The organism is Planococcus chinensis, assembly GCF_020071995.1.
Lineage (GTDB): Bacteria > Bacillota > Bacilli > Bacillales_A > Planococcaceae > Planococcus > Planococcus chinensis_A.
This window is the reverse complement of sequence record NZ_JABWTK010000001.1, coordinates 171,978-187,630: the sequence shown is the minus strand read 5'-3', so window position 1 is coordinate 187,630 and position 15,653 is coordinate 171,978. Positions and strand designations below refer to the sequence as shown.

Here is a 15,653-nt window from a genome sequence, read left to right as displayed (position 1 = left end):
TGAATTATGCTTCCAATCCCCATCGTCTGAGGACGTTTTTTTCAATGCGCTGGAAAATCAATTGATCGACCACTGCGCCGACCACCCCAATGATGATCATGACGCCGATAACGAGCGACATATTGCCGAAATCGGATGCATACCGAAGCGTGTACCCAAGCCCGGGACCTGCACTGAGCAATTCCCCGGCCATCAGTGCCCGCCATGCAAATGCCCAGGCAAGTCGCGCCCCGGTTACCAAATAAGGGACAGAAGCCGGGATAATGACTTTCATGAATAAATCAATGCCGTTCGATCCCATCGTCCGGGCTGCCCGGATATAGAGCGGATTGACGTTTTTAATGCCTGTCCGGACATTCAATGTCATGACGAATGTTCCGCCCAAGATGACAACGAATATGATCGCGCCTTCGCCAAGCCCGAACCACATCATCGCCAGAGGCAGCCAAACGATGCTCGGTACGCTTTGCAAAGCAAGCACCATGGTGCCGAGTGTATCATCGGCCGTTTGAGAACGGGCGAGCAAGATCCCGACGCCCGTACCGATCAAGATGGATACCACAAGACCAATGAGCAGCCGGCGGAAACTCGCCGCCAAATCATAGACCAAGGTTAAATCGGAAAAGCCGGCAACCAATGATTCGTAAACACTAAGTGGTGAAGGCAAGATGGTTTCATGCCAGAGTTCAAACCGTGACCCCAGTTCCCAGAAAACGATGAGTGCTGCAAAGAAAATCAGGCGTTTAACTAGTGGCTTCATATGCAAGCTCCTCATTGACAACCTTATCAATTTCTTTCTTCAGCATTTCCATAATGTCCCCTTCAAGAACGGCCATTTCCGGCTTATGCTCTTCGCGCGGGCGGGGAATATTCACTTTGATGTCAGCCAGAACCGTTCCAGGCCGTGTGCCCATGACGATAATTCGGTCAGACAGTTTAATCGATTCAGAAATACTATGTGTGACAAAGACAATTGTCTTTTTCGTATCGATCCAGATTTTCTCCAATTGGCCATGCAGGCGGCTTCTGGTCTGCTCATCGAGCGCACCAAAAGGTTCATCCATCAATAACACAGCCGGATCCATCGCAAGAGAACGGGCAATCGATACGCGCTGCTGCATACCACCCGACAATTCATGCGGATAATGGTTGGCGTAATTGCTAAGCTGGACCATCGCCAGGAAATGGCGGGCCCGCTCCAAGCCATCCTTTTTGGACATTTCTTTCCGCAAAGGAAACATCACGTTTTCTGTCACATTCATCCAAGGAAAAAGCGCAGCTTCCTGGAAAACCATCCCTCTGTCCTTGCCCGGCTTTTCCACTTTTTTGGCGTTGACAATAATTTCTCCCGAAGTTGCTCCGGTCAAACCGGCAATCATCGAAAGCAGTGTGGATTTGCCGCAGCCTGAAGGTCCGAGAATGGAGACGAATTCCCCTTTTTGAATGGATAAATCGATATCCTTCAGAATGGTATTTGGCTTTTGATTTTGATCTAAATAAACTTTATTAATTTGTTTTATATCAATGAACATATTAAAACATACCTTTCCTATCGGATTACATTATATAAAGTATAGAGAACTCTAAAAGATTGTCAAGCTTGCTTTTTTATCCATAAAAAAAGAAGAGAGGACTTCCTCTCTTCTAAAAAATGTTCTATTCATCAAACAGGTTCATACTAAGGTATCGTTCGCCTGTATCTGGTGCGATGCAAAGGACTTTTTTGCCTTTCCCGAGGCGCTTGGCAATTTCGATCGCTGCGTAAATGGTAGCTCCAGCTGATGGGCCAACAAAAATCCCTTCTTCGCGGGCAACTCTTTTGAAAATATCGATGGCATCTTCATCGTTGATCGCCATAATTTCATCGTAGACTTGGGTATTTAGGATATCGGGTATAAATCCAGGGCTGGTGCCCACCAATTTATGTTTTCCGGGTTTTCCGCCGGACAAAACCGGCGAGCCTTTTGGTTCCACGACTGCTATATATAATTCCGGCAAATGTTCTTTCAAGGTTTCTCCGGTTCCTGTAATCGTTCCGCCGGTACCTGCGGAAGCGATGAAAGCGTCCAACTCGCCGTCCATTTGTTCAAGTATTTCCAAAGCGGTGGTGGTGCGATGGATATCCGGATTCGCCTCGTTTTCAAATTGCTGCGGGATGAAACTATTTGGAATTTCTTCTTTTAGTTCAAGTGCTTTTTTTATGGCTCCCGGCATTTTTTCATGGTCCGGCGTCAGCACAACTTCAGCGCCGAATGCTTTCAATAAATTAATGCGTTCTTGTGTCGCATTATCCGGCAGCACAAGAATGGAACGGTAGCCTTTGGCAGCTGCCACCATCGCAAGGCCGATGCCGGTATTTCCGCTAGTCGGTTCGATGATTGTTGCTTGTTCTCCAATAAGTCCTTGTTCTTCAGCCATTTTAATCATATTAAAGGCTGCCCGGTCTTTGACGCTTTTGGACGGATTGAACATCTCGAGTTTGACATAGACATCCGCTGCATCCTCTGGCACGATTCGATTCAATTTGACAACCGGAGTGTTGCCAATCAGATCGGTTATATTATTAACTGGTTTCATGAAGAAAAACGACCTTTCTTTATCTGGGTTATAGGATTTATCTTATATTGTAATACAAGTGGAGCAGGCAACCAACCAGGAATCCTCCAACATTCTAAAAGCATACTCATCTGAACGCTGAAAAACCGGTTAAGTAAGTTCCATAAAATACCTGCAAATACCTCTACAACCTTTTTTGGCTTTTCTTCTTATGATTTTTTCTTCCACTCAACCATCAATAGCCTGAGAAATAAAAAACAGGCCGCAACTATTGCGCAGCCTGCTTCGATTTCATTTAATCATTGTCGTTGTCATCATCTGAATCGTTATCATTGTCGTTGTCATCATCTGAATCATTGTCGTCATCGTTATTGTCGTCGTTCTGGTTGTCATTCATCTCATTCTGGTCATCGTTATTCGAATCATCGTTGTTGCCGTTGCCGCATCCTGCAAGTACACCGATTGATAAAACGGCTGCGGCACCAAGTTTCCACCATTTGTTTACTGCCATTCATTTTCCTCCTTCAGCATGGATATTCTCCTTTTAAGCTCTATACCCGTCTGCTTTCCAGGAAAACACCGCTAGCCGCTTGAGGAGGCTGGCCATCAGTTTCTCACAGCGTGAAACATCTGTTTCCTGCGGCGCCAGTTCAATTTTCAAAGTGGCCGCCAAATCCGTCTTTACAAACAGCATGTCCCGGAAGCGGTCGACAGCGCCGCAGAATTCGGCGAAAAAGCTGTCGCCGGTTCCGAAAACAGCCGTCACCAATCCGGGTTGTTCCGAGCTCTCAAATGCCTCAAACAAACCATGCATTTCTTTCGGAATCTCGCCGCTGCCCCATGTGTATGTGCCGACCAGAACTGCATCGTAACGGGAGAGTTCACTAAGCGGAAAGTCCGTTACTGGCCAAAGCTCCACTTCCATCCCCTTGGAAAGGCCGATTTCCTGCAATATCTCCGCCACCGCTTTCGTATTCCCAGTGACAGATGCGTAGACGATGGCAATCCGCGGCTCATAGTTCGTCAAAGCCATTCGACTGCGACACTTTCGAATAGGTCCGGGATTTCTGCTCGAAAAAGTCCGATTTGGTTTCATTCATCATGTCATCGCCAAACACCTGGATCCATGGCATCGGGTTGCTTTGTTCTGCGTACAGATTGTCGAGACCGAGCTGGCGCAGGCGTTTGTTGGCCAAGTATTCGACATAGCCTTCAAATTCGTCCAAATCAAGTCCCTGGATGTCCTTCAGAATGTGGCGCGCCCATTCTTTCTCCAGCCCTACCGCTTTGTCAACAGCGTCGTAGACGTATTGGATATTTTCTTCGGTATTCAGTTCCGGATTTTCCGTCAGCATGATGCGGATAAACTGGGAAATGAAATACGCATGCTGCATTTCATCGCGTTGGATGTAGCTGATCATCGTACTCGTTTTGAGCATTTTCTGCTGGCGCGCCAAATGATAGAAAAAGGCGAAGCCGGCGTAGAAATAAATGCCTTCCAGGTTGATCGAATTGACGCTCAAGCGGAACAAGGTCTGCGGCGTTGGGTTCTGGCGGAACGCCTCGTAGGCATCCAGAATCAGGTCGTTGCGCTTTCTTACGATTGGATCGCTTTTCGCCTGGTTGAAGCGCGCATTTTGCTCGCTGATCGACACCAGTGAACTCAGGATATACGAATACGACTCGTTGTGCACCGCTTCCTGCTGGGAAATGACCGCGAAAATCGCCTTGAAGCTCGAGTCGGTGACATAGTCCATCGCCTGGCTCATTGTCGGCGTCTGCAGGCTGTCGAGCGACGCCAGCTGCGTGTTGATGCGCAGAAACACGTCGCGTTCGACGTCCGTCAAATGATCCCATTGCTTGATGTCGTCCTGCATATTGATTTCCTGGGCTTTCCAGAAGTTCGACAAAAGCGTTTGGTACAAGTCGTACATTTGCGGATAGGCGATATCGTTCCAGTTCAGTAAACCAGAAGACTCCCCGTTGATGATGCTGGTGGATTTATTCGGCTGCTCGGGATTGAGCAGCTTGATCTTTTGCAATGGTGCGTGAATGGACATAGTGGTTCCTCCTTAGCTTTGGCATGCTTCGCATTCTTCGATTTCCGCCTGGGATGTGCTGCGGACGTAATACGTCGTCTTCAAGCCCTGCTCCCATGCTTCAAAATGCAGTCCCAGCAATTCTTTCGCTTTGATGGTATGCGGCACATAGAAATTGAAGCTGATGGCCTGGTCGATATGGCGCTGGCGGGCCGCGTTTTGGCGGATGCTCCAGTTCTGGTCGAGCACGTGGCGCGCGCGGCGGTAATAATCATAGGTGTTGTGGTCAAGGTCCGGCGCCGTCACTTTGAATTTGAAGTTTTTCTTTTCTTCCGCAAATTCCACCGCATAGAGCGGATCAATGCCGTCTGTGGAGCCGCCGATTTTGGCCGTCGATGAGTTCGGTGCCACCGCCATCATCCAGCCGTTGCGGACACCATTTTCCGTAATGGCGCTTTGCAGTTCGTTCCAGCGAACGCTTGTGTAGCCTTTGCGTTCAAAATACTCGCCAGTCTCCCATTCGGAGCCTGCAAATTCGCGGTAAGCGCCTTTTTCCTTGGCGAGTTCCATGGAAGAGCGGATCGTGTGGTAGGCGATTTCTTCATATAATTTATCGGCGAAGGCCACGGCTTCTTCGGTTTCCCAGTGGATGCCTTCGAGCGCCAAAAGATGGTGCCATCCGAAAGTTCCTAAACCAACTGCTCTATATTTCTTATTTGTTGCATCGGCTTGGCCGACGGAAATGGTATTCAAATCAATGACGTTATCCAGCATGCGCATCTGAATCGGCACAAGGCGCTCCAGTACTTCCGCTTTCACTGCGCGCGGCAAGTTGATCGATGACAAGTTGCAGACGACAAAATCGCCCGGCTTGCGGATCATTACTAGGTTGCCGTCTTCGTCCGTATACTCTTTCGTGATCGTTGTAGCTGACATATTCTGGGTTATTTCTGTACACAAATTACTGCAGTAAATCGACGTACGCCCTTTGCCGCGCAAGTGCTTGTTCGGGTTCTGGCGGTTGACTTCGTCGCGGTAGAACATATACGGCGTGCCGGTCTCAAGCTGCGACACCATGATGCGTGCCATGATGTCCATCGCCCGGTAGGTTTTCCGCGGCAATAACGGGTTGCCCACCGCTTCTTCGTATTTTTCCTGGAAGTGCTTAATGTCCGTTTCATCGTAAAAGTCTTCCAGGCCAAGCGCAGTTCCGGCTTCGTCTTTCCAGCCCATGATGGTCTTCACTTGGTGGGGGCAGAACGTATGCCATTCGCCGGTGCTGCGGCCGTTTTCATCGGTTTCCTTCAGCTTTTCCATGAACAGGTCCGGAATCGCCACGCCGGTGAAAATGTCGTGTGCTTTCCGGCGCTCGTCGCCGTTGTTTGTCTTCAAATCCAGGAAGCCGTTCATGATGTCTTTATGGAACACGTCCAGGTAAATCGCCACCGCGCCTTGGCGCTGGCCGAGCTGGTCGACGCTGACCGCAGTGTCGTTGACAAGGCGGATCCACGGAATGACGCCGGACGAGTTGCCTTTGAATTTTTTGATGTCGGAGCCGAGCGCCCGCACTTTTCCGTAATAAACGCCGATGCCGCCGCCGTCTTTGCTGAGGCGCGCAATGTCCCAGTTGTTCAAGTAAATGCCGTCAAGCGAATCGTCCACCGTATCGATAAAGCAGGAAGACAGCTGGCCAAAGCTCTTGCCGGCGTTTGACAGCGTCGGCGTGGCAACGGTCATATACAGATTGCTCATCGCCCAATAAGCTTCCTTCACTAAGTCCAGCCGCTTTTCCTGCGGTTCGTTTTGCATCAAAGTCATCGCGATGACGAGGAAACGCTCCTGCGGCAATTCGTGGACATTTCCTTCGTAATCCTTCGCCAAATAGCGGTCTGCCAGTAAAAACAACCCGATGTAATTGAACAATAAATCGCGGTCTGCCTGGATTTCATTGCCCAGAGCCTGAATTTCCTCTTTTGAATAGCTCTTCAGCAAATCGCCGGAATAGATGCCGATGCTGCTCAGTTTTTCCACCAGTTCATAAAAATCTCCGTATTTGGATTCTGCCTGGTAGCCCCGGCTTTTCGCCGCTCCTTTATACAAATCGTTCAAATAAAGTTCCGCGGCAACAAATGTCCAATCCGGCTCGGCCATGGAAATGCGGTTGAGCGCATAAATCAAAGACTGCTCGCCTTTTGCCTGCGTTTCCAGGTCTGCAACTTTTTCGAGCAGCGGTGCGGCGTCGAGTTTGTAGACATCTCTCGCCCGCAGGATCGCGTTTGTCACTGCATCCTTTTCTGTGTGGGTGATTGTATTCATATCAAACCAGCTCCTTTGCGTATTCGTTGATTTTCATGCGGCGCTGCTTGCGGTCCTGTGCACTTTTGAACAGCTTTTTCTCGTGTTCCGTTTCCGGCACCACTCCCGGCACCGGCGTCGGCTTTCCTGCTTCATCGACGGCGACCATGGTCAAAATGGCGGTGGTCGTCAAGGTTTTCTCGCCTGACTCGATGCTTTGGCATTCCGCTTTCACGTACACTTCCATCGAAGTGCGCCCCGTGGAAATGACCACGCCTTCCAGAAGCAGGACATTGCCGACCCGTGCGGACGACAGGAAGTTCACCGTATCGATCGATGCGGTCACCACCGCTTTGCCGCTGTGTTTCATCGCCGTAACGGCGGCGATTTCATCGATATAGGCGAGCACTGCACCGCCGAAAATGGTCCCCATGTGGTTCGTGTCCGGCGGCAGCACCAATTTGGTCTGGATGGTCCGCGAACGGCCTGCTGTAATTTGCTGTGTCATTTTCATTCCTCCAGTCGGTATTTGTGCATACAAAAAACCCATCTTCTCAAGCGAGAGGATGGGTCGGATAAACGTAAATAATCAGGCGGAAACCGGCAAAAAACCGCTGCACCGCGCAGAGTACCTTCGTTATACCTCCCAGCTCCCGGAGAAGGTCATTAACTTATAACGATGGCAGGTCTCCTGGCTCGTGCGTCTTCCTACACTATGTCCTTCCCGTCCGTTGGACAGTGGATTGCCATAGTTCGTCAGCACTTACAGTTGCGGGTACAGCTCCGTTTTTCAGCGGATTCCCTATTAAGCCTTTTCAGGCACCATTGTTATTGGTTTTACTATATATGGGGTTGTTAGTCTTTAAATACACTAAATATTGTATTCCTAAACTATAAAGGAGCAAATGTTTTTTTACAAGCCTTTACAGATAAACAATATAAATCAATGCAGCAAGGACAATTCGGTAAATTGCAAAAGGCACCAGTTTGATTTTGTCGATCAATTTCAGGAAGAATTTGACGACGACGAGCGCCACGATAAAGGCACTGATGAAACCGACGATAAAGAACGGAAGGGCATCCATCGTGAAGTACTCCCAGTTTTTCAACAGTGACAGGCCGCTGGCGCCCAGCATGATCGGCACCGCCATGATGAATGTGAAGTCAGCTGCTGAGTGGTGGCTCATTCTCAGCAAAACCCCGCCGGCAATCGTTGAACCGGAACGCGAGAATCCGGGCCAGAGGCCGAGGCACTGGAACAGCCCCATTCCGAATGCCTGCTTGTAGGTCATCTGGTCAACCGTGTCGATATGCGGTTTTTTCTTGGTGACGTAATCGGCGATCAGCATCAGAATCGCTCCAAGAACAAGCCCGATGATGACCGTTTCCACAGAAAACAAATATTCATCTATGTAATCTTCGAACAATAAGCCGAGAACTCCGGCCGGAATCAATCCGACAATTACTTTTGTTAAGCTGAGCCGCTGTTTTTTGCCGGCTGTCTCTTTTCGGTTCAATCCGAGCAAATCTTTGAAACGGTCTTTAAAAACGATGACAACAGCGAGGATCGATCCCAGCTGAATGACGACTTTGAACGTGTTCGCGACCGGCTCTGTGTAAAGTTCTTTTGAATTCAGCCAAATGTCATCGACGATGATCATATGGCCCGTTGAAGAGACCGGCGCAAATTCCGTCAAGCCTTCAACAATCCCCAATACCATTGCCACAAATAATTCCCAAAACTGCATGTTCTTTTTCTCCTTTGCCCTCAACTAATTATCCTCTTTATAAAATAACCCAAATAGGCAGTAAAAACAGCCGGCCTTAATGAAAAATTTTGCCAAGTATTTTTGCCTATTGCTTTTAAATTTTTGCCAGTCTTATCATACACCTTTTTCAGCCATTTACACAGCCTATCCGAAAAAATTTATAAGCGTAAGAAAGATTAAAAAAGCAGCCATTTACCTGTTATATGAAAATACTAACTTTCTGAATCCTTTTACTTTTCGCTGTTGAATACTTAACTCTTTCATTAAATTAAAATCGTGCTATGATATTAAATTGTGATTTTAAAATAATTATTTGATAAAAAGTTTACATAGTTCAGTTAATCTTATAAAAATGGAGATGCACGATGAAACACCAGACAGGTTATTCTTTCCACTACGGCTGGGTGATTATTGCCTTAGCGGCTTTATCCCAGTTTTTCTCTGGCCCCGGACAAACGTATTCCAATGCGATTTTTATTGATTATTATATAGACGAATTCGGTTGGAGCCGTTCAACGGTTTCCGCCATCTACTCAAGCGCTACCTTGGCAGCAGGATTTCTGCTGTTCTTTATCGGCCGGCTCATTGACCGCAACGGTTCAAGAAAGATGGCCGTCATTGTCTCTTTTGCCTTGGCGATCGCCTGCTTTTTCAATAGTTTCGTAACGAGTCTCGTCATGCTCTTTATCGGGTTCTTTTTTATCCGGCTTCTCGGACAAGGGTCGATGGGGCTGATTTCAAGTTCCTTGATTCCACAATGGTTTGTTAAAAAAAGAGGGCGCGCCATCAGCATCGCTGCCATTGGCGGGCTGGTCAGTTCAGCCGCTTTCCCGCTGATGAACGTCTGGCTCATCGATGCTTTCGGCTGGCGGGCTTCGTGGCTCATCCTTGGCGCCATTGTCGTTGTCTGCTTTACCCCGCTCGCTTTTTTCCTGATCCAAAACTCCCCTGAAGACATGGGCTTGCTTCCGGATAACGGCAGTGCCGCCAAAGCAGAAAAATCCAATCCTGCACTCAAAGAAGCCAGTTGGACCGTCAAAGAAGCAGCCGCTACCCGGTCGTTCTGGCTGCTGCTGGTCTGCGCCATCATTCCCGGCATCGTCAATACCGGCCTGACGTTCCATTTGCTGTCGATTTTCTCTGAGAAATCACTATCCCGTGAAGCGGCTGCCAGTGTATTGAGCTTAACCGCATTAATCGGCCTTCCGGTGACGTTTCTTGCGGGAATCGTTCTCGAGAAAGTAAAATTGCAATACATGCTCACTCTTGTTTTTGCCGGCGAAATCGCTTCGTTGCTTTTATTGCAAACCGCTTCCAGCTTTTCCGTCGCCATCTTGTTCGGGATAGTTTGGGGCGTCAGCATGGGGATCGAGCGAATCGTCATGGCTGTGGTCTGGCCCAACTATTTCGGCCGCAAGCATATCGGCAGCATCAGCGGCATTTCGATGGCCATGATTGTTACCGGATCGGCTCTTGGACCGTTGCCGCTCGGCATCGCGTTCGACCATTTCCATGGCTACGCTGAAATCTTGTGGGGCATCATGCTGTTTCCGGCAATCGGGATTCTGGCCGCTTTGGCGGCCCATCCTCCCGTCAAACAACATCAGCCAAAAGCAGAAGAAGAAAAATCAGCTACCGCGAATCACCCGGCGCCTTTACTCCAAGAGTAATGGCGTTTTTGTATGCCTGCGGAACCGGCTGCTCCAGTCCATAACGGACAAAAGCGGTATCCACCTGCGGATACAGGCGCTCTGCGAGTGCTACCGTTTCTTCCAGTATCGCTGTCAATTGCTTCACGGCAGAAAGCGGCGGTTCCACATATAGTTGACGCAGCCGGAAATCGATTTGTTCCGGCACCACCGGCAATTCGGCAAGGCGTTTGTAAAACCATTTGTAAGTCGGAAAATAAGACTTATTCAATGCAAGCAAGACCAGGAACAAGCCGTCCAGAATGGAGTTTAAAATGCTGTAAAATGCCGTCGGATTGTCCCGCCTCGCTGCATACAATAACTGCCGAAGATGAAAATGAGGCAAATAGGCTTCCAGAAATTCCACCGCTAATTGGTCCGGATACGCACCGATCCGCTCTTTGATTGGCTGCAGATAGCCGGCACCGTAAAGCGGAATGGCGAATTGCATCGTATCCAGCACATTGCTGGCATCGAGGTCGATGCTGAACTGGTCCACCACCTTGTCTGCAACTGCCTCTTCCTCCTCCATGGTTCTATGCCAAACATCGACAGGAAACCCGTCAATCAGATAGGCGCTGTCATAGCCGATATCCATTTTGGGATAGCGGCGCTCTGCATTCAAACAGTTGAAAACTGCAAGCCGGGTTTCGGCATCAGGCTGATGATGCCAGTAAACAAGCAATTCCAAATCCGAATAGGCATCGGCGTATCCTCTCGCTACCGAACCGCCAGCAGCAACCGCATGCACTCCGCTGAAATTCGACAGTTGTTTGCTTAAATTTTGCGCGAGTTCAAGCCGCCACTTGGCATGCTGATTCATTCTCGGCAGTTTATTAGAATTTCTCATGATCCGCTTTTTTCCTTTCGCACCAGAAGCGTTCGACGCCCGGGTACTTCTCACCAAGGCTGACCGCTGTAAAACCTGCTTTCCGGTAGAATTCCACAGCTTCCTGGTCCGTTTCAGCTACTACGACGAAAGGTGAGTGTTCCGCTTGAATCCACTCAATCATTCGGCCGCCGATCCCTTGTCCTCTCGCTTCAGGAGATACGGCGATGTGTCTGATTTCCAGCTGGCCTTCTTCCAAATGAACACCAATACATCCAACAATGCCTTCTTGAATTTTAAATCCGTACAGCCGGTGATTGGCGGCCGCCATATATCCCTCATATGCCTTCTCTGCCTGGCCGGACGACGTGGCGTAGCCCAGCAGGCTCTTTATTTCCCGGGAAATAAAAGGGGAAACAAGTTCTTCCACTGTTAATGGACTTTGCTGCAAGCCCTTGAGCCATTCTATAAAAGCAGCGGCCATTTCATCCGTAAACTGATGGCCGACACCGTCGTATAAAATCATCTTTGTCTGTTGGGGCCCGTACTTATCAACTCGGCACTCATAATAAGCCCTCTGCCCTTCGACTGGAATGACCGGATCCTCTTTTCCGTGAAGCAGCAGCAAAGGCGCCGGACACCGCGCCGACTTTGCCGGGTCGTATTTTTTCCATTGCTGTTCTTCTTCTGGTGATAAAGCCAGCCGCTGATCCCTTTTTCTCAAAAGCTGTTCTGTCAGGAGAAACGCTCCTGAACCATTGATGCTTGCCACTCCGGCCAATTGGTTTTGCTGCGCTCCGATGCCCGCCGCGATAAAGCCGCCCATAGAACTGCCGGCCACAATCAATTGGCTCGCCGGAATTTCGAGTGCTCTCAGAAATTCGTCGAATTCATCGATGCTTTCAAAAATCGTTTTCCAAAAATATTCTTGCAAAATTGTTGGATAGAAAGGATTGGCCAACGGATTTCGCGAGTCATGATAAGGAAGCTCAGGCAAAACGACGGTATACCCTTCCCCGGCCAAAGTTTCGGCAAATTCCAAGTAGCTTTCAGCAGTCGTCCCCCAGCCGTGGTAGAAAATGACCGTCAGTCCTGCATTTTTTCCGTTCACCGGTTCGACTGTATGATAGGGAAATCGCCCATTTGTGATTGTCTTCATCAAACTTCTCCTTTTTTCTTTACCGGTTCCCACTACCGTTTTGCTATCAGCAGAAACCGCTTTGAATTGGTGCGGATGCCTTGTTCTTGCCTGTTCTCTTCAATAAATCCATTCAGCACTGCTAAATCATCCGGCTTCTCGCCGAAATCCGGAATGATCGGCGTGTGGGTCAACAGGAAAATCAAGTCTTCCGGCGTTTCGTAATATTCATCCGCATCATACTCAAACGCCTCTACTTTTGAAAAGCCCGCTGTCTTTAGTTTTTGTATGTAGGCCTTTTTCAAGGTTCCGTCCTTTTCCCCAAAATTCTGCCCCCGCCCGAATGCCTTCTTCAAATTCAGCTTGTCGCCTTCACTGACTTGCTGCGTCAAGAAATAGCCTCCCTTTTTCAAGACCTTGGCAAGCTCTAAAGCGTCAAATGAACAATGCCGGCTTGATGCCAAGTCGAAAAAGCCTTCCGGAAATCTCAAGTGTTCCGCTGGCAGCTGGAAAAACCGGACATTCGAAACCTGTGAGTTTGCCAGATTGGCGCGGGCCGTATTGATCATTTGTTTGGAATTGTCGATTCCGACAACTAGAGAAAAAGAGCCGGCGATTTCCAGCACTTTTTCCCCTCCCCCTGTACCGATGTCCAGTAGAATATCGGAAGGTTTTGCCTTGTTTACCACTTCTCTGTAAAAATCCCAACCTGTCCCTTCTACAATGCAGCGAACCGAGCTGAAATCCCAGCCGTTCGTTTGGCCGATTTTGTCGTAAAATTCCTGTTCCATCATGCGAATCCGCCTTCCCTTAACTTCACCAGTGTATTAAAATCTTTTCGGTCTTTTTGCTTCTTTCTGTTTTCCCTCTTCTTTAATCTTTTCTTCTTTTTGAAGCGAAAACCCTTTTTATTTGCTAAGGCAGGAATGGCTGCAAAAAGCGCGAAGTTAAAGAAGAAGAAACGGTGGTGTAGATGGAGGACAATAAAATGGCAAACATGAAACTGCAGTTTGAAGGGAAAGAAGTGAGCTACCTGCAATACGGCGATAACAGCAAGCCGCTCCTGGTCTGTTTCCACGGACTGGCGGGCAGTGGCTTGTACAGTTTCGGCAAATTGATTCCTCGGTTGGAAGAACGGTACCAGCTCCTTGTACTGGACAGTCCCGGACACGGAAAATCAGCAGCGCTTGACCGGGAAGAAGATTATCTCTTTTCAAATCTGGCCCTTTGGTTCAAGAGAGTTTTGGATCAGCTGACAGAGAAGCCGTTTTTTGTCATGGGGCATTCCTGGGGTGCGGACCTTGCTTTGCATTTTGCCCGGCATTATCCCGACCGGGTGCTTGGAATCGTCCTTCTTGATGGCGGCTTTACGTTTCCGCAGAACCAACCTGAAATGACATTCGATTATGCGCTTTCCGGCTGGAACGATTATATGGATAACCGGACATGGTTCCGAAATTGGTCCGCTGCTGCAACAGAATACAGGCCATACGCAAAAAAATGGGACAGTGATATAGAAACATCTATTCAAACGATTTTTCACCGGAATGAAAAAGGTGAATTTGAATTACGGGTGTCTAAATTTACGGTGCTGTCAATCATCCATGCGTTTTTCCAGGAGCCCTTTACCAGCGTATATCCTTTTATCCAGGCACCTTTGCTGCTAATTTATCCAGATTCACCGAAAGAGCTGGAGGATGCCCGGGCTTTGGGGATTGCACAGCTGCAGGAAGCCATAGAAGATGTAAGCATCCGGAGAATTGAACATGCAGGCCACATGCTGCAATGGGATAAACCGGACGAAACGGCGGATGCCGTATCAACATGGTTGGATGAAATATGCCATTCTGCCAGCACTTCATAAAAAACGCCCCGGAGCATCGATTGCTCTGGGGCGTTGATGGTTATCCTGTTTTTATTTCGCCAGTACTTTTTGGATTTCTTTCTCGAATGATTCGGGTTTGTCTTTCGGCGAATAACGGCCGACGATGTTGCCTTCTCCATCCACGAGAAACTTCGTGAAATTCCATTTGATGCTGCTGCCGAGCAGCCCTTTGGTGTTGTCGGTTAAGTATTTAAACAGCGGATGTGCTTCTTTGCCGTTGACTTTGATGATGTCGTGCATCGGGAACGTGACGCCATAGCTCATCCGGCATGCCTCTTCCGCTTCTTTTGCATTTGCCAGTTCCTGTGCAAACTGATCAGATGGAAAACCAAGAACTACAAGGCCTTGGTCTTTATATGTTTTGTACAAATTTTCAAGGCTGTCGAATTGACCGCTGAGTCCGCATTTGGTCGCCGTGTTGACAATCAGCATCGCTTTGCCCTGGTATTCGCTCATGGGGTAGGTTTTTCCGTTTGCATCCGTTACCGTTAAATCATAAATTCCCATTGCACATCACTCCTTTTCTTGGCTTTGCCATTCTACAAATCCATTTCGCTGAAAAAAGCGTTCAGTTCTTTCAGGTTTTTCATCAGCGTGATGGCGTTGACGTCTATAAAATTGCAATCAATCAGTTTTTCTGCGACCGCCTGTTCAATCGGCTGATGCTCCCTCTTCGCTTTTTCTGTCAGCGAAATGATGAAAGCACGCTTGTCGCCAGGCGATTGTTCTTTGACAAGCCAACCGCGTTCCATCATCCGGTTGATGATTGGATTGAGCGTCCCGGTCCCGAGGCCGAGCCTTTCTCCGATGTCTTTCATCAATAAATGATCTTCTTCCCATAACACAAGCAGCACCAGGTACTGTGTGAATGTCAGATTGAACGGTTCGAGCACCCGTGCGTACATCTTTGTGAAATTGCTTGATGCTTTATAAACTTCAAAACATAATTGCTGATCCAGTTTCGACAGCTGATCCATTTCAACCACATCCATTATCTATTTAGATAACGACAATTTCTACATCAATGGAATTTTTGACTGCTTTGGAGTACGGGCAGTAGTTATGCGCTTTTTCCACGTATTTGTGTTTCAGCTCATCGTCAATGCCGGTAATTGTTACTTCCAGTTTGGCCGCTAATTTAACGCCGCCATTTTCTTTGTCACCGATGAGAGAAATTGTCGCTTTGACTTCGCTTTTTTCCACTTTCACTTTATCATGTTCCAATACCAATTCCAATGCGCTGTTAAAGCAAGAACTATAGCCTGCTGCAAATAGTTGCTCCGGATTGGTCGCTGTTGTCGCTTCGCCGCCAAGTGCCTGTGGTTTTGCTACGTCCATGTAGAAGATATTGTCTTCTGAAAAAACTTCCCCTTGTCTGCCGCCCGTATTAATAACTGTAGTTTCGTAAAGTGCTTTCATCATTCATTCCTCCAATGTGTTTGTATCGTACACGA

Annotated in this window: 17 protein-coding genes and 1 riboswitch; of the genes, 2 read left to right on the top strand and 15 right to left on the bottom strand. The window is 48.3% G+C overall.

The genetic code is table 11. The features are described from left to right. Nucleotides 1–4 precede the first annotated feature (4 nt). The 9 genes from HU147_RS00955 to HU147_RS00915 all read right to left on the bottom strand — a co-directional run bounded on the left by HU147_RS00955 (nt 5) and on the right by HU147_RS00915 (nt 8,638). Nucleotides 5–760, bottom strand: coding sequence for an ABC transporter permease (locus HU147_RS00955; RefSeq protein WP_224074455.1), 756 nt, complete (start codon nt 758–760; stop codon nt 5–7). Continuing rightward, nucleotides 744–1,532 carry an ABC transporter ATP-binding protein gene (locus HU147_RS00950; RefSeq protein ID WP_224074454.1) on the bottom strand — a complete coding sequence of 263 codons (789 nt, stop codon included), beginning with the start codon at nt 1,530–1,532 and terminating at the stop codon, nt 744–746. Before HU147_RS00950 ends, HU147_RS00955 begins: the two co-directional genes overlap by 17 nt. Before the next feature lie 124 nt (nt 1,533–1,656). Beyond that, entirely contained in the window at nt 1,657–2,577 is a 921-nt protein-coding gene (gene cysK, locus HU147_RS00945) for a cysteine synthase A (RefSeq protein ID WP_224074453.1), read from the bottom strand. A gap of 274 nt (nt 2,578–2,851) precedes the next feature. Further along, nucleotides 2,852–3,067, bottom strand: coding sequence for a hypothetical protein (locus tag HU147_RS00940; protein WP_224074452.1), 216 nt, complete (start codon nt 3,065–3,067; stop codon nt 2,852–2,854). A 33-nt stretch (nt 3,068–3,100) separates the two neighbouring features. After that, nucleotides 3,101–3,589, bottom strand: a complete 489-nt coding sequence (locus HU147_RS00935; RefSeq protein ID WP_224074451.1) for a flavodoxin domain-containing protein — start codon at nt 3,587–3,589, stop codon at nt 3,101–3,103. After that, nucleotides 3,570–4,616 carry a ribonucleotide-diphosphate reductase subunit beta gene (locus tag HU147_RS00930; protein WP_224074450.1) on the bottom strand — a complete coding sequence of 349 codons (1,047 nt, stop codon included), beginning with the start codon at nt 4,614–4,616 and terminating at the stop codon, nt 3,570–3,572. The genes HU147_RS00935 and HU147_RS00930 overlap by 20 nt, the downstream gene beginning before the upstream one ends. A gap of 12 nt (nt 4,617–4,628) precedes the next feature. After that, entirely contained in the window at nt 4,629–6,911 is a 2,283-nt protein-coding gene (locus HU147_RS00925) for a ribonucleoside-diphosphate reductase subunit alpha (RefSeq protein ID WP_224074449.1), read from the bottom strand. A 1-nt stretch (nt 6,912) separates the two neighbouring features. Beyond that, complete coding sequence (locus HU147_RS00920; RefSeq protein ID WP_224074448.1) at nt 6,913–7,398, bottom strand: acyl-CoA thioesterase; 486 nt, start codon at nt 7,396–7,398, stop codon at nt 6,913–6,915. Nucleotides 7,399–7,554: 156 nt separating this feature from the next. Continuing rightward, nucleotides 7,555–7,732, bottom strand: a riboswitch (cobalamin riboswitch). An 81-nt stretch (nt 7,733–7,813) separates the two neighbouring features. Beyond that, entirely contained in the window at nt 7,814–8,638 is an 825-nt protein-coding gene (locus HU147_RS00915) for an undecaprenyl-diphosphate phosphatase (protein WP_224074447.1), read from the bottom strand. 386 nt (nt 8,639–9,024) lie between these two features. On the opposite strand from HU147_RS00915, the gene HU147_RS00910 reads away from it, so the two are divergent. Continuing rightward, entirely contained in the window at nt 9,025–10,329 is a 1,305-nt protein-coding gene (locus HU147_RS00910) for an MFS transporter (RefSeq protein WP_224074446.1), read from the top strand. On the opposite strand, the gene HU147_RS00905 is transcribed toward HU147_RS00910, so the two are convergent. From HU147_RS00905 to HU147_RS00895, 3 genes are read right to left on the bottom strand one after another with little or no spacing between them, the layout of a single operon-like run. Continuing rightward, complete coding sequence (locus HU147_RS00905) at nt 10,292–11,197, bottom strand: nucleotidyltransferase domain-containing protein (protein ID WP_224074445.1); 906 nt, start codon at nt 11,195–11,197, stop codon at nt 10,292–10,294. The two genes, HU147_RS00910 and HU147_RS00905, sit on opposite strands and share 38 nt — an antisense overlap. Next, entirely contained in the window at nt 11,184–12,335 is a 1,152-nt protein-coding gene (locus HU147_RS00900; protein WP_224074444.1) for a GNAT family N-acetyltransferase, read from the bottom strand. Before HU147_RS00900 ends, HU147_RS00905 begins: the two co-directional genes overlap by 14 nt. Nucleotides 12,336–12,367: 32 nt before the next feature. After that, complete coding sequence (locus HU147_RS00895; RefSeq protein WP_224074443.1) at nt 12,368–13,108, bottom strand: class I SAM-dependent methyltransferase; 741 nt, start codon at nt 13,106–13,108, stop codon at nt 12,368–12,370. Between the two features lie 194 nt (nt 13,109–13,302). Between HU147_RS00895 and HU147_RS00890 the strand changes: the two genes are divergently transcribed. Beyond that, the gene (locus HU147_RS00890) at nt 13,303–14,178 is read left to right on the top strand and encodes an alpha/beta fold hydrolase (protein ID WP_224074442.1); all 876 of its coding nucleotides are present in this window, start codon (nt 13,303–13,305) and stop codon (nt 14,176–14,178) included. A 51-nt stretch (nt 14,179–14,229) separates the two neighbouring features. Here the strand turns inward: HU147_RS00890 and HU147_RS00885 are convergent, their stop codons facing one another. From HU147_RS00885 to HU147_RS00875, 3 genes are read right to left on the bottom strand one after another with little or no spacing between them, the layout of a single operon-like run. After that, entirely contained in the window at nt 14,230–14,706 is a 477-nt protein-coding gene (locus HU147_RS00885; protein ID WP_224074441.1) for a glutathione peroxidase, read from the bottom strand. A gap of 32 nt (nt 14,707–14,738) precedes the next feature. Then, nucleotides 14,739–15,191 carry a MarR family winged helix-turn-helix transcriptional regulator gene (locus HU147_RS00880; RefSeq protein WP_224074440.1) on the bottom strand — a complete coding sequence of 151 codons (453 nt, stop codon included), beginning with the start codon at nt 15,189–15,191 and terminating at the stop codon, nt 14,739–14,741. A 7-nt stretch (nt 15,192–15,198) separates the two neighbouring features. Next, nucleotides 15,199–15,621 (bottom strand): organic hydroperoxide resistance protein, encoded by a 423-nt coding sequence (locus HU147_RS00875; protein WP_224074439.1) that lies wholly within the window; start codon nt 15,619–15,621, stop codon nt 15,199–15,201. Between the last annotated feature and the right edge of the window lie 32 nt (nt 15,622–15,653).

What these genes read in the sequence shown, in the direction of transcription:
- HU147_RS00955 (WP_224074455.1), bottom strand. Translation starts at nt 760, where the DNA reads ATGAAGCCACTAGTTAAACGCCTGATTTTCTTTGCAGCACTCATCGTT.
- HU147_RS00950 (WP_224074454.1), bottom strand. Translation starts at nt 1,532, where the DNA reads ATGTTCATTGATATAAAACAAATTAATAAAGTTTATTTAGATCAAAAT.
- cysK (WP_224074453.1), bottom strand. Translation starts at nt 2,577, where the DNA reads ATGAAACCAGTTAATAATATAACCGATCTGATTGGCAACACTCCGGTT.
- HU147_RS00940 (WP_224074452.1), bottom strand. Translation starts at nt 3,067, where the DNA reads ATGGCAGTAAACAAATGGTGGAAACTTGGTGCCGCAGCCGTTTTATCA.
- HU147_RS00935 (WP_224074451.1), bottom strand. Translation starts at nt 3,589, where the DNA reads ATGGCTTTGACGAACTATGAGCCGCGGATTGCCATCGTCTACGCATCT.
- HU147_RS00930 (WP_224074450.1), bottom strand. Translation starts at nt 4,616, where the DNA reads ATGTCCATTCACGCACCATTGCAAAAGATCAAGCTGCTCAATCCCGAG.
- HU147_RS00925 (WP_224074449.1), bottom strand. Translation starts at nt 6,911, where the DNA reads ATGAATACAATCACCCACACAGAAAAGGATGCAGTGACAAACGCGATC.
- HU147_RS00920 (WP_224074448.1), bottom strand. Translation starts at nt 7,398, where the DNA reads ATGACACAGCAAATTACAGCAGGCCGTTCGCGGACCATCCAGACCAAA.
- HU147_RS00915 (WP_224074447.1), bottom strand. Translation starts at nt 8,638, where the DNA reads ATGCAGTTTTGGGAATTATTTGTGGCAATGGTATTGGGGATTGTTGAA.
- HU147_RS00910 (WP_224074446.1), top strand. Translation starts at nt 9,025, where the DNA reads ATGAAACACCAGACAGGTTATTCTTTCCACTACGGCTGGGTGATTATT.
- HU147_RS00905 (WP_224074445.1), bottom strand. Translation starts at nt 11,197, where the DNA reads ATGAGAAATTCTAATAAACTGCCGAGAATGAATCAGCATGCCAAGTGG.
- HU147_RS00900 (WP_224074444.1), bottom strand. Translation starts at nt 12,335, where the DNA reads ATGAAGACAATCACAAATGGGCGATTTCCCTATCATACAGTCGAACCG.
- HU147_RS00895 (WP_224074443.1), bottom strand. Translation starts at nt 13,108, where the DNA reads ATGATGGAACAGGAATTTTACGACAAAATCGGCCAAACGAACGGCTGG.
- HU147_RS00890 (WP_224074442.1), top strand. Translation starts at nt 13,303, where the DNA reads ATGGCAAACATGAAACTGCAGTTTGAAGGGAAAGAAGTGAGCTACCTG.
- HU147_RS00885 (WP_224074441.1), bottom strand. Translation starts at nt 14,706, where the DNA reads ATGGGAATTTATGATTTAACGGTAACGGATGCAAACGGAAAAACCTAC.
- HU147_RS00880 (WP_224074440.1), bottom strand. Translation starts at nt 15,191, where the DNA reads ATGGATGTGGTTGAAATGGATCAGCTGTCGAAACTGGATCAGCAATTA.
- HU147_RS00875 (WP_224074439.1), bottom strand. Translation starts at nt 15,621, where the DNA reads ATGATGAAAGCACTTTACGAAACTACAGTTATTAATACGGGCGGCAGA.